Raw genomic sequence first — 15,995 nt, 5'->3', positions numbered from 1 at the left:
ATCCGCCACCAGCCCAAACTCAAGAGCCAGAGCAACCTAACGGAGTCCTACTAGTCGGCTAGTTGGCTAGTCGAGGTGTCGGCTCCCCTTGGGGGGAGGGAGCCGACACCGTCCTATGCGCTCATGATGCCTCGGATGACTCCGAGGTCCAGCAAGTCCTGTGGCCGGATGCGGAGTTGGTCGGCCGTGGCCCGCACCTCGCCGGCCGGGCGCTTGAGGATCGCTGCGGCGAGCTCCGGCGCGATGACGGAGAAGTAACTGTCCGGCGTGGCCCAGGTGTTGCCGGGCGCGGCCAGCGCGAGCGCGCCGCCCGAACCGCCCTCGCCGATCACCAGCGTGGTGACCGGGGTACGGGCCGTTGCGACCGCGGCGAACAGGTCCGCGATCGCCGAGCCCGTGCCCTGCCGCTCGGCCTCCGCGTCATTCGCGGCGCCCGGAGTGTCCACCAACGTCAGTACCGGGAAGCCGAGTCGGCCCGCGAGGCGGATCAGGCGCGCGGCGGTGCGGTAACCGGCGGGGCGGGTGGCCGTCCCGCACTGGGCGGCGTACGCGATGGTCCGCCCGCCATGCGAGCCGAAGCCGCACAGCATGCCGGCGTCGGTGCCGCCGCAGCGGTCGCCGCTGATGGTGGTGCGGTGGGTGAAGTAGGAGTCCAAGTAGGCGGCGGCGCGCGGGCGTTGGGGGGAGCGGGCACGATCGGCCGCGTCCCAGCCGGTGGTGGGGAGGTCGGGTGTGCCGAGGGCGGGTGGAGGGGGCGCGGGCTCCGGCGAGGGGCTGGTGAGCAGCTCCAGCCACAGCGACAGCGTCTGCCGCAGCTCCTGCGGCTGTACGACGGCGTCCACCGCGCCCGCCGACACCTGGGCCTCGGCCGTGTACGCCGCCGGGTCCGCGTCGGGCGGGCGGACCCGGGAGCCCGCGAAGCCCACCTGGGCGCCGGGCAGCGCAAGGGTCACGTCGGCGCCCGCGCCCAGCGTGGCCCAGCCGCCCCCCGTCGTCGGGTCCCGCAGTACGGCGATCTGTGCCGTCCCCGCTTCCCGGGTGAGCGCCGACTGGCGTGCCACGCGCTGGAGTTGGGTGAGCGCGAGCATGCCCTCCTGCATCCGGCTGCCGCCGGTCGCGACGAGAGAGACCAGCGGGAGACGGTGCTCGCGCGCGTAGGTGTACGCCGCCTCCAGCCGGTCGCCGGTGCGCTCGCCGAGCGAACCGCCGAGGAAGCCGAACTCGAAGGCGATCAGTACGACGGGGGTGGAGCCGATGGTGGCGCGGCCGCAGACGACGGATTCCTCCTCGCCGGTGCGGGTGGCGGCGCGGGCGCGCGAGTCGTCGTACCCCTGCCAGGACAGTGGGCCGTCGGGCTTGAAGTTGCCGACAGGGGAAGCCAGTTCACTGAACTCGCCGTCCGCGACGAGGGCGATGGCCTCGCGGGTCGTAAGGCGTTCAGTCATTGCTGTTCCTTAGGGCCCGCTTCAGGATCTTGCCCATGTCGTTGCGGGGCAGGGCGTCCAGGAAGTGCACGACGCGGGGGCGCTTGTGCGGGGCGAGGCGGCGGGCTACGTGGTCGGAGAGCTCCGGGCCGAGGGCGGCGGGGGCGGGGGTGCTGACCGGCACCACCCAGGCCACGATCCGCTCGCCGAGATCGTCGTCGGGTTCACCCGTGACGGCCGCCTCCCGCACGGCGGGGTGTTCCAGCAACGCGTTCTCGATCTCACCGGCGCCGATCTTGTAGCCGCCGCTCTTGATCAGGTCGGTGGCCTTGCGGCCGACGATGCGTACGTAGCCGTCGGCGTCCAGGGTCGCCATGTCGCCGGTGCGGAACCAGCCGTCCTCGGTGAACGCGGCGGCGGTGGCGTCGGGGCGGTTCAGGTACTCCGTGAAGAGGTTCGGCCCGCGGACCTGGATCTCGCCCACGCGGTCATCGTCGGTCGCGCCGGTCGGTGCGCCGTCGGTGTCGTACGCGGCGATCGTCGAGCCGTCCTCCTCGACGAGCCGCAGGTCGACGCCGGGCAGCGGCACACCGACGGTCCCGGGCCGGGGTTCACCGTCCACCCGGACACTCGTGTTCATCAGGGTCTCCGTCATGCCGTACCGCTCGATGACCCGGCGCCCGGTCGCGGCCGTGATGCGCCGGTGGTCGTGCACGGGCAGCGCGGCGGAACCGGACACCAGGAGCCGCGCCCTGCCGAGCGCCTTGGCCAGCTCCACGTCCTCGTCCAGGGCTTCGGCGAGCCGGTGGTACATCGTCGGCACCCCGAACAGCATCGTGGCGCCGTCGTTCAGCTCCCGGGCCACGCCCTCCGCGCTGAACCGCCCCAGATGCCGCAGCGACCCGCCGCGCCGCAGCGGCCCCAGCACCCCCAGGATCAGCCCGTGCACATGGAACAGCGGCAGCCCGTGCACGAGGACGTCGTCACCGGTCCACTGCCAGGCGTCGGCCAGCGCGTCGAGGGTGGCGGCGATCGCCCGGCGGGGGATGACGGCGCCCTTGGGCGGGCCGGTGGTGCCGGAGGTGTAGACGACGAGGGCGGCGGAGTCCTCCGGGAACTCCTGGACGGCAGGCGAACCGCTACGCGCTGGGCGCACCTCGACACCGCCACCCCTTGGGCGCACCTCGACGTCGATCCGCTCCAACTCCCGTAGGCCGGCGGGCAGTTCCGCTGCCGCCGACGTCAGCACCACCGACGGCCGGCTGTCGGACAAGATGTGCCCCAGCTCGCCCTCACCCGACTTCGGGTTGAGCGGCACGGCGGGCACTCCGGCGAGCAGCGCGCCCACCACTCCTACGGCCGTCTCCAGGCTCGGCGTCGCCCACACGGCGACCCTCCCGGCCCCGCCGAGCCGCTCCGCCAGCGCCCCCGCCGCGTCGGCGAGCTCCCCGTACGACAGCGACCGATCACCGAACCGCACCGCAGGCCGCTCCGCGACCGAGCCGCCCACCAGGGCCGGAAAGAGGTGAGACACGCGTACTCCTTGTCAGAGGGACTGCGCAGGGACTTTCTGCGGGGGACCTTCTGATCTGTTCCTACACGATGACGCTTCTGAAGTGGGTGGTGAGTCGCCGGTCCGCGTCCAGGACGTGGAACGCCAGTGCGGGCGGCAGGCCCAGGTGGACATGGTCCTGCGGGTGGGCGCGGTCTTCCCACGGGAGGCGGGCGGTGGAGACGACACCCGGCGCCACGAGGAGGGGGCGGCCCGCGAAAGTGGTCGCCGCCGGGGTGTGGGCATGGCCGGTCAGGAAGGCGGTGAGGTGGGGGTGGCGGGCGGCCAGTTCGGCGAGCGGGTGCTCGTCCAGCAGGCGGATGCTGTCGACGTAGGGGATGTTGAGGGTGGTCGGAGGGTGGTGGAAGGCGACCAGGACCGGGGTCGTCGCCTCTGTCAGTACCTGGTCCAGCCAGACCAGTGTCGCGTCGTCCAGGTGGCCGTGGTCCTTGCCCGGCACCGAGGAGTCGCACAGGGCGAGGGTGAAGCCGGGGGCGTGGTGGACCTGGTTGACCGGGCCGGGCGCGAGCCGGTGGCCGAGCAAGTGCTCGCGGAACGAGGCGCGTTCGTCGTGGTTGCCGGGGCAGACCACAACCGGGTGTCGGGAGGTGAGAAGCCGGCGGGCCTCCTCGTACTCGGACGGCAGGCCGTGGTCGGCGATGTCACCCGTGACGAGGACAGCGTCCAGGTCGTAGGGGAGGCCTTCCAGATACGCCATGACGGCGCGGGTGCGTTCGATGCTGCGCTGCCCGCTGTCGATGTGGATGTCGCTGAGGTGGGCGATGACGATCACGGGGGTCCTTTCGTGGTCCGCTTGTTCGTCCGTGCCACGAACCTAAGCGACTCCCGGACCACGAATAAGATCCAGTCCCATGCCCGAAAACTGGTCCAGTTCGCGGCTCGACCTGCATCTCGACCTCGACGCCGAGGGTGGCCGCCGCGCCCGCCTGGAGACGGCCCTGCGCGACGCGATCCGCGCCGGCCGGCTGACCACCGGGACGCCGCTGCCCTCGACGCGGGGGCTCGCCCAGGAGCTGGGCCTGTCGCGCGGGACCGTCACCGCCGCCTACGACCAGCTCGCCGAGCAGGGGTACTTGACTACTCGGCCGGGCGCCGCAACCAGGGTGGCCGAGGTGCTGCCCCATCTTCCGGCTCAGGTACCGGCCGACACTCCTGCACATCCTCCGCCGCATGATCTGCGCCCCGGCCGTCCCGACGTCAGTGCCTTCCCTGCCCGCGCCTGGCTCGCCGCGACGCGCCGCGTCCTGGACCGGGCCCGCCCCGAGGTGTTCGGCCCCGGCGATCCCCAGGGCCGTATCGAACTGCGTACCGCCCTCGCCGACTACCTCGGTCGCACCCGCGGCGTGCTCACCACCCCGGACCGGATTGTGATCACGTCCGGCTACTACCAGGCAGTCCAGTTGCTCTGCCGGGTCCTGCTCGCCCAGGGCCGGGAGGTCGCCGCGTTCGAGGACCCCGGCCACGACTTCTACCGGGACACGGTCTGCCGTGCGGGCCTCCGCGCGCACGCGCTTCCGGTGGACGCGTACGGCGCGGACACCGAGGCCCTGACCGCACGCACCGACGCGGTCTTCCTCACTCCCTCGCACCAGTACCCGACGGGCGTGCCACTGCACCCCGGCCGCCGCCAGGCCTTCTGTGCCTGGGCGCGCTCCTCGGGCGGGCTGATCGTCGAGGACGACTACGACGGCGAGTTCCGTTACGACCGTCGTCCCGTCGGCGCGCTCCAGAGCCTGGCGCCCGACCATGTCGCGTACTGCGGTACGACGTCCAAGACGCTCGGCCCCGCCCTCCGCCTGGCCTGGACGGTCCTGCCGCCGGATCTGGTCGAACCGGTCGTTCGGGTGAAGCAGGAAGACGACCTGTACACGGAGACGCTGGGCCAGTTGGTCCTGGCCGACTTCATCGCCACGCACGCGTACGACCGCCACATCCGCGCCGCCCGCCAGCGCTACCGCATACGCCGGGAACTGCTGATGGACCGGCTGGCCGCGTTCCCCGGCCTCACCGCCCACGGCGTCCCGGCCGGCCTGCACACCCTGGTCACCCTGCCGCGCGAAGGGCCCACGGAGGCCGACCTCCTGACCATGTGCGCAGACCGGGGGGTGGCCCTGCGCGGTCTCACCGAGCTGCACCACCACCCCGACAGTGACCGCCCCGAGGGCCTGCTGATCGGCTTCGCGGCGCCTTCCGAACGGGCTTGTCCGGCAGCGATCGACGCCCTGACGGGGGTCCTTGCGGAATCCATTACGCTCCCGAGCGCCCGTCGTCCGAGGCCACCGCAACCTTGAGGACGGCCCAGACGGTCTTGCCCAAGCTGTGGTCGACGGTCCCGAACTCGTCGGCCAGTTCCCGGACCAGATAGAGCCCTCGGCCGCCGCACCCGTCAGGGTCGGGCTCGCGGACCTCCGGGCTCCCGTCACCACTGTCCAGGACCTCGACCTTGAGCAAGTCGTCCTGCAAGGACAACCGGAGTAAGCACTGCCGGCCGGGCGGCACTCCATGGAGTACCGCGCTGGTGGCGAGTTCCGAGACGCACAGCTTCACGTCCTCGTGGCGGCTGGTGACCCCCCACTTCGTCAGCGTGGCGAGGGTGAACTCGCGTGCCGCGCGGACGGAGACGCGTGACCGCGGGAACCGTCGCTGCCGTAGCAAGAGCATGGTGCTCCACCATCCTTGGTCCTGGGCTGTACGATTTCCAGCAAGTTACTGCTATTCGCGAAAAGCGGCAAGGTATCGGAAGGGTGGTCCGGCTCTTCAACTCGCTTACTGTGTAAAGCGGCAAGGTTCGGTGGGCGCGTGGACACGAGAGGGGAGGCGCCATGAGTCCCGGCGAGTGGACCAGCACCTCGATGCCGTATCTGACTCCGCGTGAACAGGGGGAGCCGGACGCCTGGAGTGCGGAACTCGAAGCGCGGGGGCAGCGGGGAAGCCAGCGTGTCGTACACGCGGGGGAGGTGCCGGCGCCTTCCGGAATCGCCGAGTTGCTGGGTCTGTCCGTGGCGGCGACGGTTGTCGTACGTCGCCGCGTCATCTATCTCGCTGATGAGCCCTGCGAGTTGACGGACACGTACTACCCCGTTGACATCGCCCGGGGTACCCGGCTCGCGTCGACGGCCAAGATCCGAGGCGGGGCGGTCACCCTGCTCGCCGAGCTCGGGTACGCGGCGGCCCTGGTACGGGAGGACGTCGTGGCACGTATGCCTACCGAGGACGAGCGAGAGGTACTGGGGACAGCGGAGGGCGAACCCCTCCTACAGCTGACCCGGGTCACTTTCGATCACGAGGACCGGCCCATCCAGGTGGACCGCATGGCGATGCCCGCCCACCGCCAGCAACTTCGGTACGAGATCAGGGTCGGTGACGACAGTGCCCAGAGCTGAGGACGAGGACCTCGACCGCCGTTCGCTGCATGAGCGGATCGCGGCCGATCTGCGCGAGGACATCATGTGCGGGGATCTGCCGCCAGGGGCCAAGGTGCCGTCCACGGTGCAGCTCAAGGCCCGCTTTGACGCGTCGAACGCCACTGTGCAGAAGGCGCTGCAACTCCTCAAGGACGAGCGGCTGGTCGTCGGGCGCGCCGGTGCCGCCGTCACCGTCCGGGAGCACCGCCAGCGGACGGTCCGGCCCGCCGACTACATGGCTCCTGCCGAGCCGGGCGAGCCCTACCCCTGGCTCAGGGAGTCGTCCAAGGACGGGGCGAGTGCGCGCAGCGAACTGCTGGAAGTGGCCGAGGTGACACCTCCCGCGGATGTCGTCGAAGCGCTGCACCTGCCAACGGGCGGCTCGGCGTTGCTGCGCGCCCAGTTGCTGCTGATCGACGACGAACCGGCGGAACTGGTTCAGTCGTACTACCCGTTGGAGATCGCCCGTGGCACGGCGATGGCCAAGCGCCGCAAAATCAAGGGCGGTACGCCCGCGCTCCTCGCGGACCTCGGGTACCCGCCGCGCTTGAGCGTGGACAGGGTATCGGCCCGTGTCCCCACGCAGGAGCAGTACGGGCTGCTGCAACTCCCCGGCGACCTGCCCGTGTTGCGCACGCTCCGCGTCGTACACAGCGACGGTGACCGGCCCATCGAAGCGTCGGTGCTGGTCAAGGCTGGGCATCTGTACGAGTTGCGGTACGAGTTCACCGCCCCGCCGATCTGATCGTTACTGTGCCCGTGTGCTGCCTGACATCGAGTTGACGCCCCCGGAGCGACAGGTATGGGACGCCTTTGCCGAGGGGCGGTGGGTGGATCTGCGGAGCGGGGAGGCCGAGGCCGATGATCCGGTGCGGGGCGGGAGTTGGGGGCCCGAGCGCACCGTCCGGGCGGCTGTGCTGGTCGCGTTGCTGGTGGGCGGTGACGCCGGGTCCTCCGGTGCTGTCGCCGGTCTGCGGCTCGCCGGTGCGCGGATCACTGGGCAGCTCGACCTCGACGGTGCGGAGATCGGCCATGTGCTCTGGCTGGAGCACTGCCGACTCGAGGAGGCGGTGAGCCTCTATGGGGCGTCGACCCGGACAGCCCACATCAGGGACAGCTGGGTTCCTGGCGTGGAGGCCGGGCTGGCCCGGGTCCAGGGGCATCTCGACCTGAAGCGTTCGGTGCTGGACGGGGACCGGCTCTCGCTCGTCAACGCCCACATCGCCGGCGAGCTGAACCTGAACGGGACGCGGATATCCACCCCCGGGGAGTGGGCCGTCTTCGCGGGCGGCCTCGTCATGGAGGGTGGTGTCTTCTGCAAGAACCTCACCACGCGGGGCGGGGTGCGGTTGTTGGGCGCTCAGTTGTCCGGGGGACTGTTCATGCAGGGGGCGCGGCTCAGCAGTCCCGAGGGTGTGGCGCTGGCCGCGGACAGCGTGACCGCCGGGACGCTGGATCTGTCGAAGGGGTTCACCGCGGAGGGCACCGTACGCCTCCGAGGCGCCCGGATCTCCGACAACCTGACCTTCGAGGGGGCGACCCTGAAGGGTGCGCGGGGCGGGGAGGAGCCCTCCGTGGTCTGCCTTCTGATGCAGGCCACCGACTTCGACTTCACCGTTGCCGAGACGCCCGAGGGGGCCGTCGATCTACGGGGCGCCCAGGTCTCGTACCTCTATGAGGGCGAGCACAGTTGGCCGGCCGTGGTGGAGCTGGACGGATTCGTCTATGGGTCCATCAAGATGGTCGAAGGGGGGCGACGGCGCGAGGCGGTGGGCCGGCCGGAGGGCGTGGTGCGCCGGGTGGGCTGGGTTCGGCGGAGTCCTGGTTACAGCCCTCAGCCGTACGAGCAACTGGCCAGCTGCTACCGGAAGGTAGGCCACGACGACGACGCCCGCCGGGTGCTGCTGGCGAAACAGCGCCATCGACGCCGTACGTCGGGCCCGGCCGGACGCGCCTGGGGACATGTGCTGGACGCCACCGTCGGATACGGATACCGGCCGTGGCTGGCCGGCGTCTGGCTCCTCGCGCTGATCCTGCTCGGCACGCTGGTCTTCGCGGCCGATGATCCGGTACCGGTCAAGGAAGGCGAAGGAGCCCCGTTCCAGCCCTTCGTCTACACCCTCGACCTGCTGATTCCCCTCGGCGGTCTGGGCCAGCGGGCGAACTGGTACTGGGCGGACGGCGGCGCGCAGTGGCTGGCGTACGCCCTGATCGCCGCCGGATGGGTGCTCACCACGGCGGTGCTCGCGGGCGTCACCCGCACCCTGAACAGGACTTAGCGTCGGGGACCAGGAGTCCGCGGCGGGCGAACCCGAAAGTCATGGCGCGGCCCGACCGGGGCACGTAGGGTCGGCGGAAGCTGACAATTTGATGAGTTAACTTCCGGGAGCCCCTTGGTGAGTGAGTCCCCGACTCTTGCCGAGACACTCGCGCGTCCCGACGCGCGGACCGCCGAGAAGAGCCTGCACCGAGGCGCAGCCCTCGGCGTACGGGTGCTGCCCGCGGCGTATCTCGCGGAGAGCGGGAAGCCGCTCTCCGAGTTCCCCCACGGGGAGCGGCGATGAGGCTTGTCCGTGGAGTGCGCGGGTTCGTGGCGGGGCTGCGGCCGGCCGGAACCGACTCCGAGATGCGGCGTCTCGCGCTGGAGCTGAGCCGTGTGCTGCGCAAGCGGATCGACAGAACCCCGGTGGATGTCCGGGAGTTGGCGCAGGCGCTGTGCGAGGAGATGAGTGGGCGCCGGGACGGGCGGCCCGTGCGGCTCCGCTTCGAGCGCTTCCCCGACGAGTTCGAGGTCACCGGCCTGTGGATGGAGTTCCACGACTTCGACCTCGTCGTCATCGAGGAGCGCGCCGAGGCCGTGCAGCAACTCGTCATCCTCGGCCACGAGTTGTGGCACATGAGGCAGGGACACCACAACCATCACATCGACGGGGCGGCCGCCGCGGCCCGTACCCTGTCGGACGGCACCGGCTGGCAGGAGATCGCCCTCACCGTCGCCGCCCGCCACGGGTCCCATGCGGCCGAAGAGGACGAGGCCGAGGATTTCGGGCTGCGGCTGGCGAGTGTCTTCCGCTCGTGGGTGACCGGATCCGGTGCGCGACCGGGGCCGGTCGACCCGGTCGGTCAGGCCATCCAGGCGTCACTGGGCTATCGCGGACCGCAGGACTGATCGGCGATGAGTCCCTCCAGCTTCTTCGACGACCTCTACATCTCCTTCTGGATACCGACGGCGGTCCTGGCCGTCGCCCTCGCGATCAAACTGCCCAGCATCGTCAAGCTCTGGAAGGACCCACTGCTCAGAGCGGTGGGCGGTCTGCTCGTCCTCGCCTGCGGTGTCTTCGTCTTCGCGGCGCCGCCGACCATCGCCTGGACCAACCGCGTCACCGGCGTACCGAACATCTCGGCGCCCGTGGTCTACAGCCTGCTCACCGCGTTCTGCGGATCCTGCCTGTTGCTGATCGCCGCCTGGCGGAACGGCATCTCCGACCGGTCCGAGGCGACCCGCCGCATCACACGGTGGGTCGTCATCCTCTACTCGGGCGTGATCATCGCGCTGTGGGTGCTGTTCGCGCTCGCCGACGTCCACCAAGAGCGGCGGCGGGACCTCGACACGTACTACGCCACCACCGCCTTCATGCGCGAGGAGATCCTGCTCTACCTGCTCGCACACACCGTCGCGTGTCTGATCACCGCCAAGCTGATCTGGAACTGGGTCCGCACCGACGGTCTGGACGTATGGCTGCGAGGCGGCCTGATGTGCCTGGGCGTCGGATACGCGCTGAACCTGATCTTCGACGGGGCGAAGCTCACGGCCGTCGTCGCCCGGTGGACCGGCCACGACCTCGACTGGCTGAGCACCAGTCTCGCGCCACCCGTCGCCTGTCTCTCCGCCATCCTGATCGCGGTGGGCTTCATCCTGCCCCACGGCGGCCAGTACCTGCGCCGCCGTGCCCGCACACGGCTCAGCCACTGGCGCCTCCGGTCCCTCTACCTGCTGACGCGAGCCGTCGGCGGCGACCGCGTCCCCTTCGAGCTGAGGGCCACGCCCGAACTGCGGCTGACGCGCCGCGAGACCTTCATCCGGGACGAGCTGCTCCACCTCGCGCGCCACATCGACGAGGACCTGAACCGACGGGCGTACGACAGTGCGGTCGGCCTGGGGCACGAGGCCGGCCGGGCGAAGTCGCTCGCCCATGTCGTGACGATCCAGGACGCCATCGAGACCAAGCGACAATGCCGGAAGGACGCCGCCTCGGCCCCCCTCAACAGCCCGGACATCGAGGACCTGCTGGGGGAGATCGAGGCCGTGTCCCGAGCCCTCCGCCACACGGACGACATCAGGGCGGTCCGCGAACTCGCGGCCGCAGCAGCAGAGAGTGTGCCCGCCACATGAGTGCCAGCCCCCGGAACGCCGATCCCCGGAGCGCCAGCCCCCGCAACGCCGATCCCCGGAACGCCCGTCGCCGGAGCGAACGACCTTCCGGCGCACGGCCCACGAGATCCGCCGTCGTCCTCGGCGGCAGCCTGGCCGGACTGCTCGCGGCGCGCGCCCTGACCGAGTTCGCGGACGTCGTCACGGTCGTCGAACGCGACGTCCTGCCCGAGGGGCCCGGGCCCCGAAAGAACCTGCCCCAGGCCCAGCACGTCCATCTGCTGTGGTCCGGCGGCGCCTCGGCGATGGAGGAACTCGTCCCCGGCATCACCGGACTGCTCACGGACGCCGGCGCCAACCGCCTTCCGCTGACCACGGACATGGTCGCGCTGTCGCCCCAGGGCTGGTACCGCCGCTGGAGCGAGTCCCACTACATGGTGCTCAGCAGCCGCGACCTCCTCGACGCGACCCTCCGCGCACGGGTCCTCGACGACGAACGGATCAAGCTCGTCGAACGCACCGAGGTGCTCGGTCTCCAAGGCACCGCCGGCGCCGTCACCGGAGTCCGCGTCCGCGGCCACGACGGCGCGGAGCGCACGCTCCCCGCCGGCCTGGTCGTCGACGCCACCGGACGGGGCTCCCGCGCACCGGAGTGGCTCGCGGCCCTCGGCCTCCCCGCACCGCGACAGCGGCAGGTCAACTCGGGCCTCGCGTACGCCAGTCGCCTCTACCGTGCCCCGGACACGGCCCGGCGCGGCTTCCCCGTCCTCAATGTGCAGGCCGCCCCGCGCGGCGGGGGCCCCGGCAGGGCGGGCATCCTGATGCCCGTCGAGGAGGGGCGGTGGCTGGTCACGCTCACCGGCACCCGCGGCGGCGAACCCACCTCCGACGAGAGCGACTTCGAACGCTTCGCCACCGAGGAGCTGCGCCACCCCGTCATCGGCGAGTTCATCGCGGGCGCCGAGCCGCTGTCCGGTGTCGCCTTCACCCGGTCCACCTCGAACCGCCGCTACTACTACGAGCGTTCGCGTCCCTGGCCCGACGGTTTCACGGTGCTGGGCGACGCGCTCGCGGCGTACAACCCGGTCTACGGCCACGGCATGTCGGTCGCGGCGCAGAGTGCCGTCGCGCTGCGCGACACGATCCGCGCCCGCGGCTGGGGCGGCCCCGGGCTGGCCCGCGCCCTGCAGAAGGCGGTGGCCCGGCCGGTGAACGCGGCGTGGGACCTCGCCACCGGCCAGGACGTCTTCTACCCGGGCGCGACGGAGAACGGCCCCACGCTCAGGGACCGGATCCTGGCCGCGTACGTCGACCGCCTCCTGCTCACCGCCACCGGAAACGGCCGCATAGCCCGCCGCTTCACCGACGTGTCGTCCCTGGAGCGCGGCGCCCACGTCCTGCTCGCGCCCAGCGTGCTCCTCGCCGCCGCGGCCGGCCCGCTCAAGCCGCAGCTCACCGGGCCGCCCCTCACGGCCGAGGAGTGGAAGGCCGCCGTCCCCCTCGGGTGAGCCGCCCCGCCGTGTGGAAACGCCTGGCCCTGCTCCGCGAGCGGTTGTTAGCCTGCGGAAAGATCACCAGGAGTTGCCTGCCGTACGAGGATGGAGCCCACCGTGGCCCGCAGTGCCGCACGTGTCCGTATCGCGCTCGCCACCTACCTCCCCGGTGAGGAGTCGCCCAGGGACCGGGACCTGCCCGTGCTGGTGGCTGCGCTGGAGAAAGCGGGGGCCGAGGCCGTTGCCGCGCGCTGGGACGATCCGGACGTCGACTGGGCGGGGTTCGACCTCGTCGTGATCCGGTCCACCTGGGACTACAGCTGGCGCGTCGCGGAGTTCGTGGCCTGGGCGGAGCGGTGCGGGCGGGCGACGCGGCTGGTCAATCCGGTGGGTGTGGTGCGGTGGAACGCCGATAAGAGGTACGTCGGGGATCTGGCGCGGGCGGGGGTTCCGGTGGTGCCGACCCGGTATCTCGCGCCGGGGGATCCCGTCGACCTTCCCGAGAACCGCGAGTTCGTCGTGAAGCCCACGGCCGGCGCGGGCGCGCGGTATGCCGCCCGGTACGCCCCCGAGGAGCGGGAGACGGCCGTACGACAGCTCGCGCGGATGCACGCGGAAGGGCTCACCGCGATGGTGCAGCCGTACGTGAAGAACATCGACGCCGGTGGAGAGCGGGCACTGCAGTTCTTCGGCGGGCGGCTGCTGCACGCCAGCCGGAAGGGCGCCGTCCTGGAGCCCGGGACGGCGTACGACGAGGTCAAGGTCGCCCATCCCCGGCTGGAGCCCTGGGAGCCGACCCCGGCCGAACTCTCCGTCGCGGAGCGCGCGTTGGCCGCCGTACCGGACGCGGGAGAGGTGCTCTACGCGCGCGTGGACCTCGTCGACGGCGAGGACGGGGAGCCCTGCGTGATGGAACTGGAGCTGATCGAGCCCAATCTCTTCCTCTGGCTGCACCCGGAGTCGGTGCCCGCGGTCGCGCAGGCGATCATCACGGCCGCCCACTGACGCTTACGCGCTGCAACAGGGGTTATGACTGCTCATTGATGCCCACGCGCTGCAACAGGGGTTGTGGCTACCCATTGATGCCAACACGCAGCAAGAGGGATTATGACTGCTCATTGATGAAGCCAACGCGCCGCAACAGGCATGACGGCTGCCCGTTGCGCCACTCGCTCCAGTAGCCGTCACGGCTGCCCCTTGACGCCAACACGCTGCAACAGCCCCCAGGTGAACTCCGCCGCGCAGTCGTGTCGTACGCCCGATGTGTCCGGGGCCGCGAAGGCCAGACCCCAGCGGGTCGGTGCCGTGCCTTCCAGGGGGCGGGCGGGGGCGAAGGCGTGGGCCGCCTCGTCGACGGTGCAGGACCAGGGGGTGAGGTCGTCGAGGGTATCGAGGACCGGGCCCGGGGCGCCTGGGGCTCGGACCAGCCACTCGTTCCAGGCCACCCCGTTCGGGGCGACCAGGACCTCGAAGCGGAGGTCGGGCCAGAGGGGGACGGGCCAGAGCAGGGCCTCGCAGGCCAGGTCGCCGATCTGGCGGGGGATCACCGACTCAGGGGTGCCCAGGATCGAGCGGTAGCGGGAGATGGCCGCGCGGGAGCGCGGGGCGTGCTGCATCGCCTGCCAGCGGCGGTTGGCCTCGCGCATGTCGGCGATGGAGACGCCCAGCTCGTGGCGGGCGTCCTCGACGAGGTCAGGGTTGTGGTCCGCCATGCGGCGCAGCAGGACCAGCTGGAAGTCGAGAGGCGTGAAAGGAGTCGTGGGGCGTTTCGCGGGCGGCATGCGGTCCATCGTCGCGTATGCGCGCGGCGCCCGGACGGCGGCCGTCCGGGAGGAAGAGGACGGAGTTCACATAGCGGGGGCCGCGCGGCGGAAGCACCCTGCGCAGCAGTCCCTGCGAGACGACGTGGGACGTACGGGCCTGGTGGGCTTCCAGGGGGAAGGACGCGAGGGGCAGCCAGGTGTCGCCGGGCAGCACCCAGCCCACGTAACCCTGCTGGGTGAGGTGCGCGACGACGGGGGCGACGGGCTGGATCCGGGACTCCAGCTCGATGAAGAGAGCCGGGCGGTCGTGGGCGATGAGGGCGTTCGCGCCGCGCAGGACCGCGAGTTCGTTGCCGTCCACGTCGATCTTGATGAAGTCGACGTCGTGGAGGTCCAGGCTGTCCAGGGTCAGGCAGGGCACGTCCAGGGCGCGGGCGTGGATGTCCCTGCGGACGAGAGAGGACACGCCTCGGTCGCCGGCGTCGTCCGGGGGGAACCACAGGTGGGCGGTGCCCCGGTGGTCGGAGGCGGCGGCGTGGATCACGCGGACGTTCGCGGGAGTCGCGGAGGAGAGGAGCCGGGCCAGGTGCGGGACCGGTTCGACGGTCACCACGCGGTCGGCCCTGGTGGCCAGACGGCGTGTCCAGGGGCCGTACCAGCCGCCCACGTCCACCGCCGTGCCGCAGCCGGGCGGGCAGAGGTCGGACAGCCGGGCCAGTTCGGGCTCGAAGCGCGGGTAGACGAGGCGGGCGGTCGCGGCGACCAGACGCGTGGGGAGGAAGCGGGCAAGGCGGGCGGTCAAGGTCCTCGGCGCAGGGCCGTTCGCAGGGCTGCTCATGGGGCCATCCGCTTGAGGAGTTCCTCGTGTTCGTCGGCGCCCACCTGCTCCCCCGAGGACGGCAGCAGTTGCGGAATGCCGTCCACGATCGGGTAACGGCGTTGCAGGCGCGGGTTGTACAGCGCCGCTTCCGAACCCACCGACTCATCGGGTGCGAGGAGGTGGAGCGGGCCCTTGTCCAGCGGGCAGGCCAGGATCTTCAGCAACGGGTCGTCGGGGTTCACGGGGGAGTCAACTCCTTGGTCGCTACGGGGGGTTGGGGCGCGGTGTCGTGCTTGGGCATGGCGAGCAGGACGGAGACCGCGAGAGCGGTACCCGCCAGCCGCAGCGTGAGCCGCACGGGTTCGTGCGGCAGCGCCTCGCCGAACGCGAGGGTGCCGAGCACGGCCGTGAACAGACTCGTCACCGTCGTGCAGACCGGCACGATCAGCGAGGCCCGGCAGCGCTGCAGTGCAGCCTGCGACATGACCAGGCCGAACGCGCCGGTGAAGAGCAGGAGATAGGGGTACGGGGAGCGCAGTAGATCAACCATCGCGCCGCCCAGGCCACTTGTCGTCAGATAGCTGGACACACCCTTGATGGCGAGCGAGCTGACCCCGTACAACAGGCCCACCGCCACGCCGTATTCGACGCCGGTGGACGGCGTCCGGTGCCGGTGCCGGGAGCGTCGCTCGGCGGCCCCGTACAGCCAGATGCCCGCCGCCAGGGACGGCAGGCAGACGGTGAGGATCAGCGGTGCCGGAGCGCTGCGGCTGACCGTGTCCGAGTCCTCGCTCAGCGACAGCACCACCATCAGCAGCGCGGCGAGGATCGCGCCGAGTGCGTACCGTTCGCGGCTCGTCGTCCGCTCGCCCAGTAGCCGGGAGGAGAGCAGGACGAGCAGGACGAGACCGGAGACGAAGATGCCCTGGGCCGCGGCGATGGGAAGCGTCCGGTAGACGGCGAGCTGGGCGCCGAACCCGGCGGCGAGGGACAGCGAGCCGCCGATCCACAGCGGGCTGCCGAGGACCAGCCGCAACAGCCGGGCGGGGCGGCGGATCTCGACCTCCGGCATGGCCGCCAACGCGCGTTTCTCCAGCACGAATCCGGTGCTGTACAGGACGTTCGCCAACAGGGCCGCGGCCACCC

The 15,995-nt window shown here is 71.3% G+C and carries 17 protein-coding genes; 9 read left to right on the top strand and 8 right to left on the bottom strand.

Translation table 11 applies throughout. The features are described from left to right. Positions 1-113 precede the first annotated feature (113 nt). The 3 genes from ACFWP7_RS26615 to ACFWP7_RS26605 form a co-directional block, all read right to left on the bottom strand. A complete protein-coding gene (locus ACFWP7_RS26615; RefSeq protein ID WP_384385740.1) occupies positions 114-1,445 on the bottom strand; it encodes a carboxyl transferase domain-containing protein in 1,332 nt (443 codons plus the stop codon). Then, positions 1,438-2,958 carry an acyl-CoA synthetase gene (locus ACFWP7_RS26610; RefSeq protein WP_384385737.1) on the bottom strand — a complete coding sequence of 507 codons (1,521 nt, stop codon included), beginning with the start codon at positions 2,956-2,958 and terminating at the stop codon, positions 1,438-1,440. The genes ACFWP7_RS26615 and ACFWP7_RS26610 overlap by 8 nt, the downstream gene beginning before the upstream one ends. 61 nt (positions 2,959-3,019) lie before the next feature. Beyond that, positions 3,020-3,769, bottom strand: a complete 750-nt coding sequence (locus tag ACFWP7_RS26605; RefSeq protein ID WP_384385734.1) for a metallophosphoesterase — start codon at positions 3,767-3,769, stop codon at positions 3,020-3,022. 79 nt (positions 3,770-3,848) lie between these two features. Between ACFWP7_RS26605 and ACFWP7_RS26600 the strand changes: the two genes are divergently transcribed. Continuing rightward, positions 3,849-5,288, top strand: a complete 1,440-nt coding sequence (locus ACFWP7_RS26600; protein ID WP_384385732.1) for a PLP-dependent aminotransferase family protein — start codon at positions 3,849-3,851, stop codon at positions 5,286-5,288. Here the strand turns inward: ACFWP7_RS26600 and ACFWP7_RS26595 are convergent. Beyond that, positions 5,245-5,658, bottom strand: coding sequence for an ATP-binding protein (locus ACFWP7_RS26595; protein WP_384385729.1), 414 nt, complete (start codon positions 5,656-5,658; stop codon positions 5,245-5,247). The two genes, ACFWP7_RS26600 and ACFWP7_RS26595, sit on opposite strands and share 44 nt — an antisense overlap. A 161-nt stretch (positions 5,659-5,819) precedes the next feature. On the opposite strand from ACFWP7_RS26595, the gene ACFWP7_RS26590 reads away from it, so the two are divergent. The 8 genes from ACFWP7_RS26590 (at position 5,820) to ACFWP7_RS26555 (ending at position 13,271) form a co-directional block, all read left to right on the top strand. After that, a complete protein-coding gene (locus tag ACFWP7_RS26590; protein WP_384385726.1) occupies positions 5,820-6,380 on the top strand; it encodes a GntR family transcriptional regulator in 561 nt (186 codons plus the stop codon). After that, positions 6,367-7,146: a GntR family transcriptional regulator gene (locus ACFWP7_RS26585; RefSeq protein WP_384385723.1), complete on the top strand. Its 780-nt coding sequence runs from the start codon at positions 6,367-6,369 to the stop codon at positions 7,144-7,146. Before ACFWP7_RS26590 ends, ACFWP7_RS26585 begins: the two co-directional genes overlap by 14 nt. 16 nt (positions 7,147-7,162) lie before the next feature. Continuing rightward, the gene (locus ACFWP7_RS26580; RefSeq protein ID WP_384385720.1) at positions 7,163-8,680 is read left to right on the top strand and encodes an oxidoreductase; all 1,518 of its coding nucleotides are present in this window, start codon (positions 7,163-7,165) and stop codon (positions 8,678-8,680) included. Between the two features lie 117 nt (positions 8,681-8,797). Continuing rightward, the gene (locus ACFWP7_RS26575) at positions 8,798-8,965 is read left to right on the top strand and encodes a hypothetical protein (protein WP_384385717.1); all 168 of its coding nucleotides are present in this window, start codon (positions 8,798-8,800) and stop codon (positions 8,963-8,965) included. Next, entirely contained in the window at positions 8,962-9,570 is a 609-nt protein-coding gene (locus ACFWP7_RS26570; RefSeq protein ID WP_384385714.1) for a toxin-antitoxin system, toxin component, read from the top strand. The genes ACFWP7_RS26575 and ACFWP7_RS26570 overlap by 4 nt, the downstream gene beginning before the upstream one ends. A gap of 6 nt (positions 9,571-9,576) precedes the next feature. Beyond that, complete coding sequence (locus ACFWP7_RS26565; RefSeq protein WP_384385711.1) at positions 9,577-10,794, top strand: MAB_1171c family putative transporter; 1,218 nt, start codon at positions 9,577-9,579, stop codon at positions 10,792-10,794. 140 nt (positions 10,795-10,934) lie between these two features. Beyond that, the gene (locus ACFWP7_RS26560) at positions 10,935-12,281 is read left to right on the top strand and encodes a pyridine nucleotide-disulfide oxidoreductase (protein WP_384385754.1); all 1,347 of its coding nucleotides are present in this window, start codon (positions 10,935-10,937) and stop codon (positions 12,279-12,281) included. A gap of 90 nt (positions 12,282-12,371) precedes the next feature. Beyond that, positions 12,372-13,271 carry a RimK family alpha-L-glutamate ligase gene (locus ACFWP7_RS26555; RefSeq protein WP_384385708.1) on the top strand — a complete coding sequence of 300 codons (900 nt, stop codon included), beginning with the start codon at positions 12,372-12,374 and terminating at the stop codon, positions 13,269-13,271. A gap of 179 nt (positions 13,272-13,450) precedes the next feature. On the opposite strand, the gene ACFWP7_RS26550 is transcribed toward ACFWP7_RS26555, so the two are convergent. The 4 genes from ACFWP7_RS26550 to ACFWP7_RS26535 are packed head-to-tail and all read right to left on the bottom strand — an operon-like array spanning position 13,451 to position 15,993. Continuing rightward, positions 13,451-14,056, bottom strand: a complete 606-nt coding sequence (locus ACFWP7_RS26550) for a hypothetical protein (RefSeq protein ID WP_384385705.1) — start codon at positions 14,054-14,056, stop codon at positions 13,451-13,453. Beyond that, positions 13,959-14,867: an FkbM family methyltransferase gene (locus tag ACFWP7_RS26545; protein ID WP_384385702.1), complete on the bottom strand. Its 909-nt coding sequence runs from the start codon at positions 14,865-14,867 to the stop codon at positions 13,959-13,961. Before ACFWP7_RS26545 ends, ACFWP7_RS26550 begins: the two co-directional genes overlap by 98 nt. Continuing rightward, positions 14,864-15,091, bottom strand: a complete 228-nt coding sequence (locus ACFWP7_RS26540) for a Trm112 family protein (RefSeq protein WP_384385700.1) — start codon at positions 15,089-15,091, stop codon at positions 14,864-14,866. The genes ACFWP7_RS26545 and ACFWP7_RS26540 overlap by 4 nt, the downstream gene beginning before the upstream one ends. Beyond that, positions 15,088-15,993 carry a hypothetical protein gene (locus tag ACFWP7_RS26535; protein WP_384385751.1) on the bottom strand — a complete coding sequence of 302 codons (906 nt, stop codon included), beginning with the start codon at positions 15,991-15,993 and terminating at the stop codon, positions 15,088-15,090. The genes ACFWP7_RS26540 and ACFWP7_RS26535 overlap by 4 nt, the downstream gene beginning before the upstream one ends. Between the last annotated feature and the right edge of the window lie 2 nt (positions 15,994-15,995).

Origin of the sequence: Streptomyces sp. NPDC058470 (genome assembly GCF_042721055.1) — a bacterium.
In the GTDB taxonomy this organism is placed as follows: Bacteria; Actinomycetota; Actinomycetes; order Streptomycetales; family Streptomycetaceae; genus Streptomyces.
Note: the sequence above shows the minus strand (reverse complement) of the source record. Positions and strands in the feature narration are given on the sequence as shown.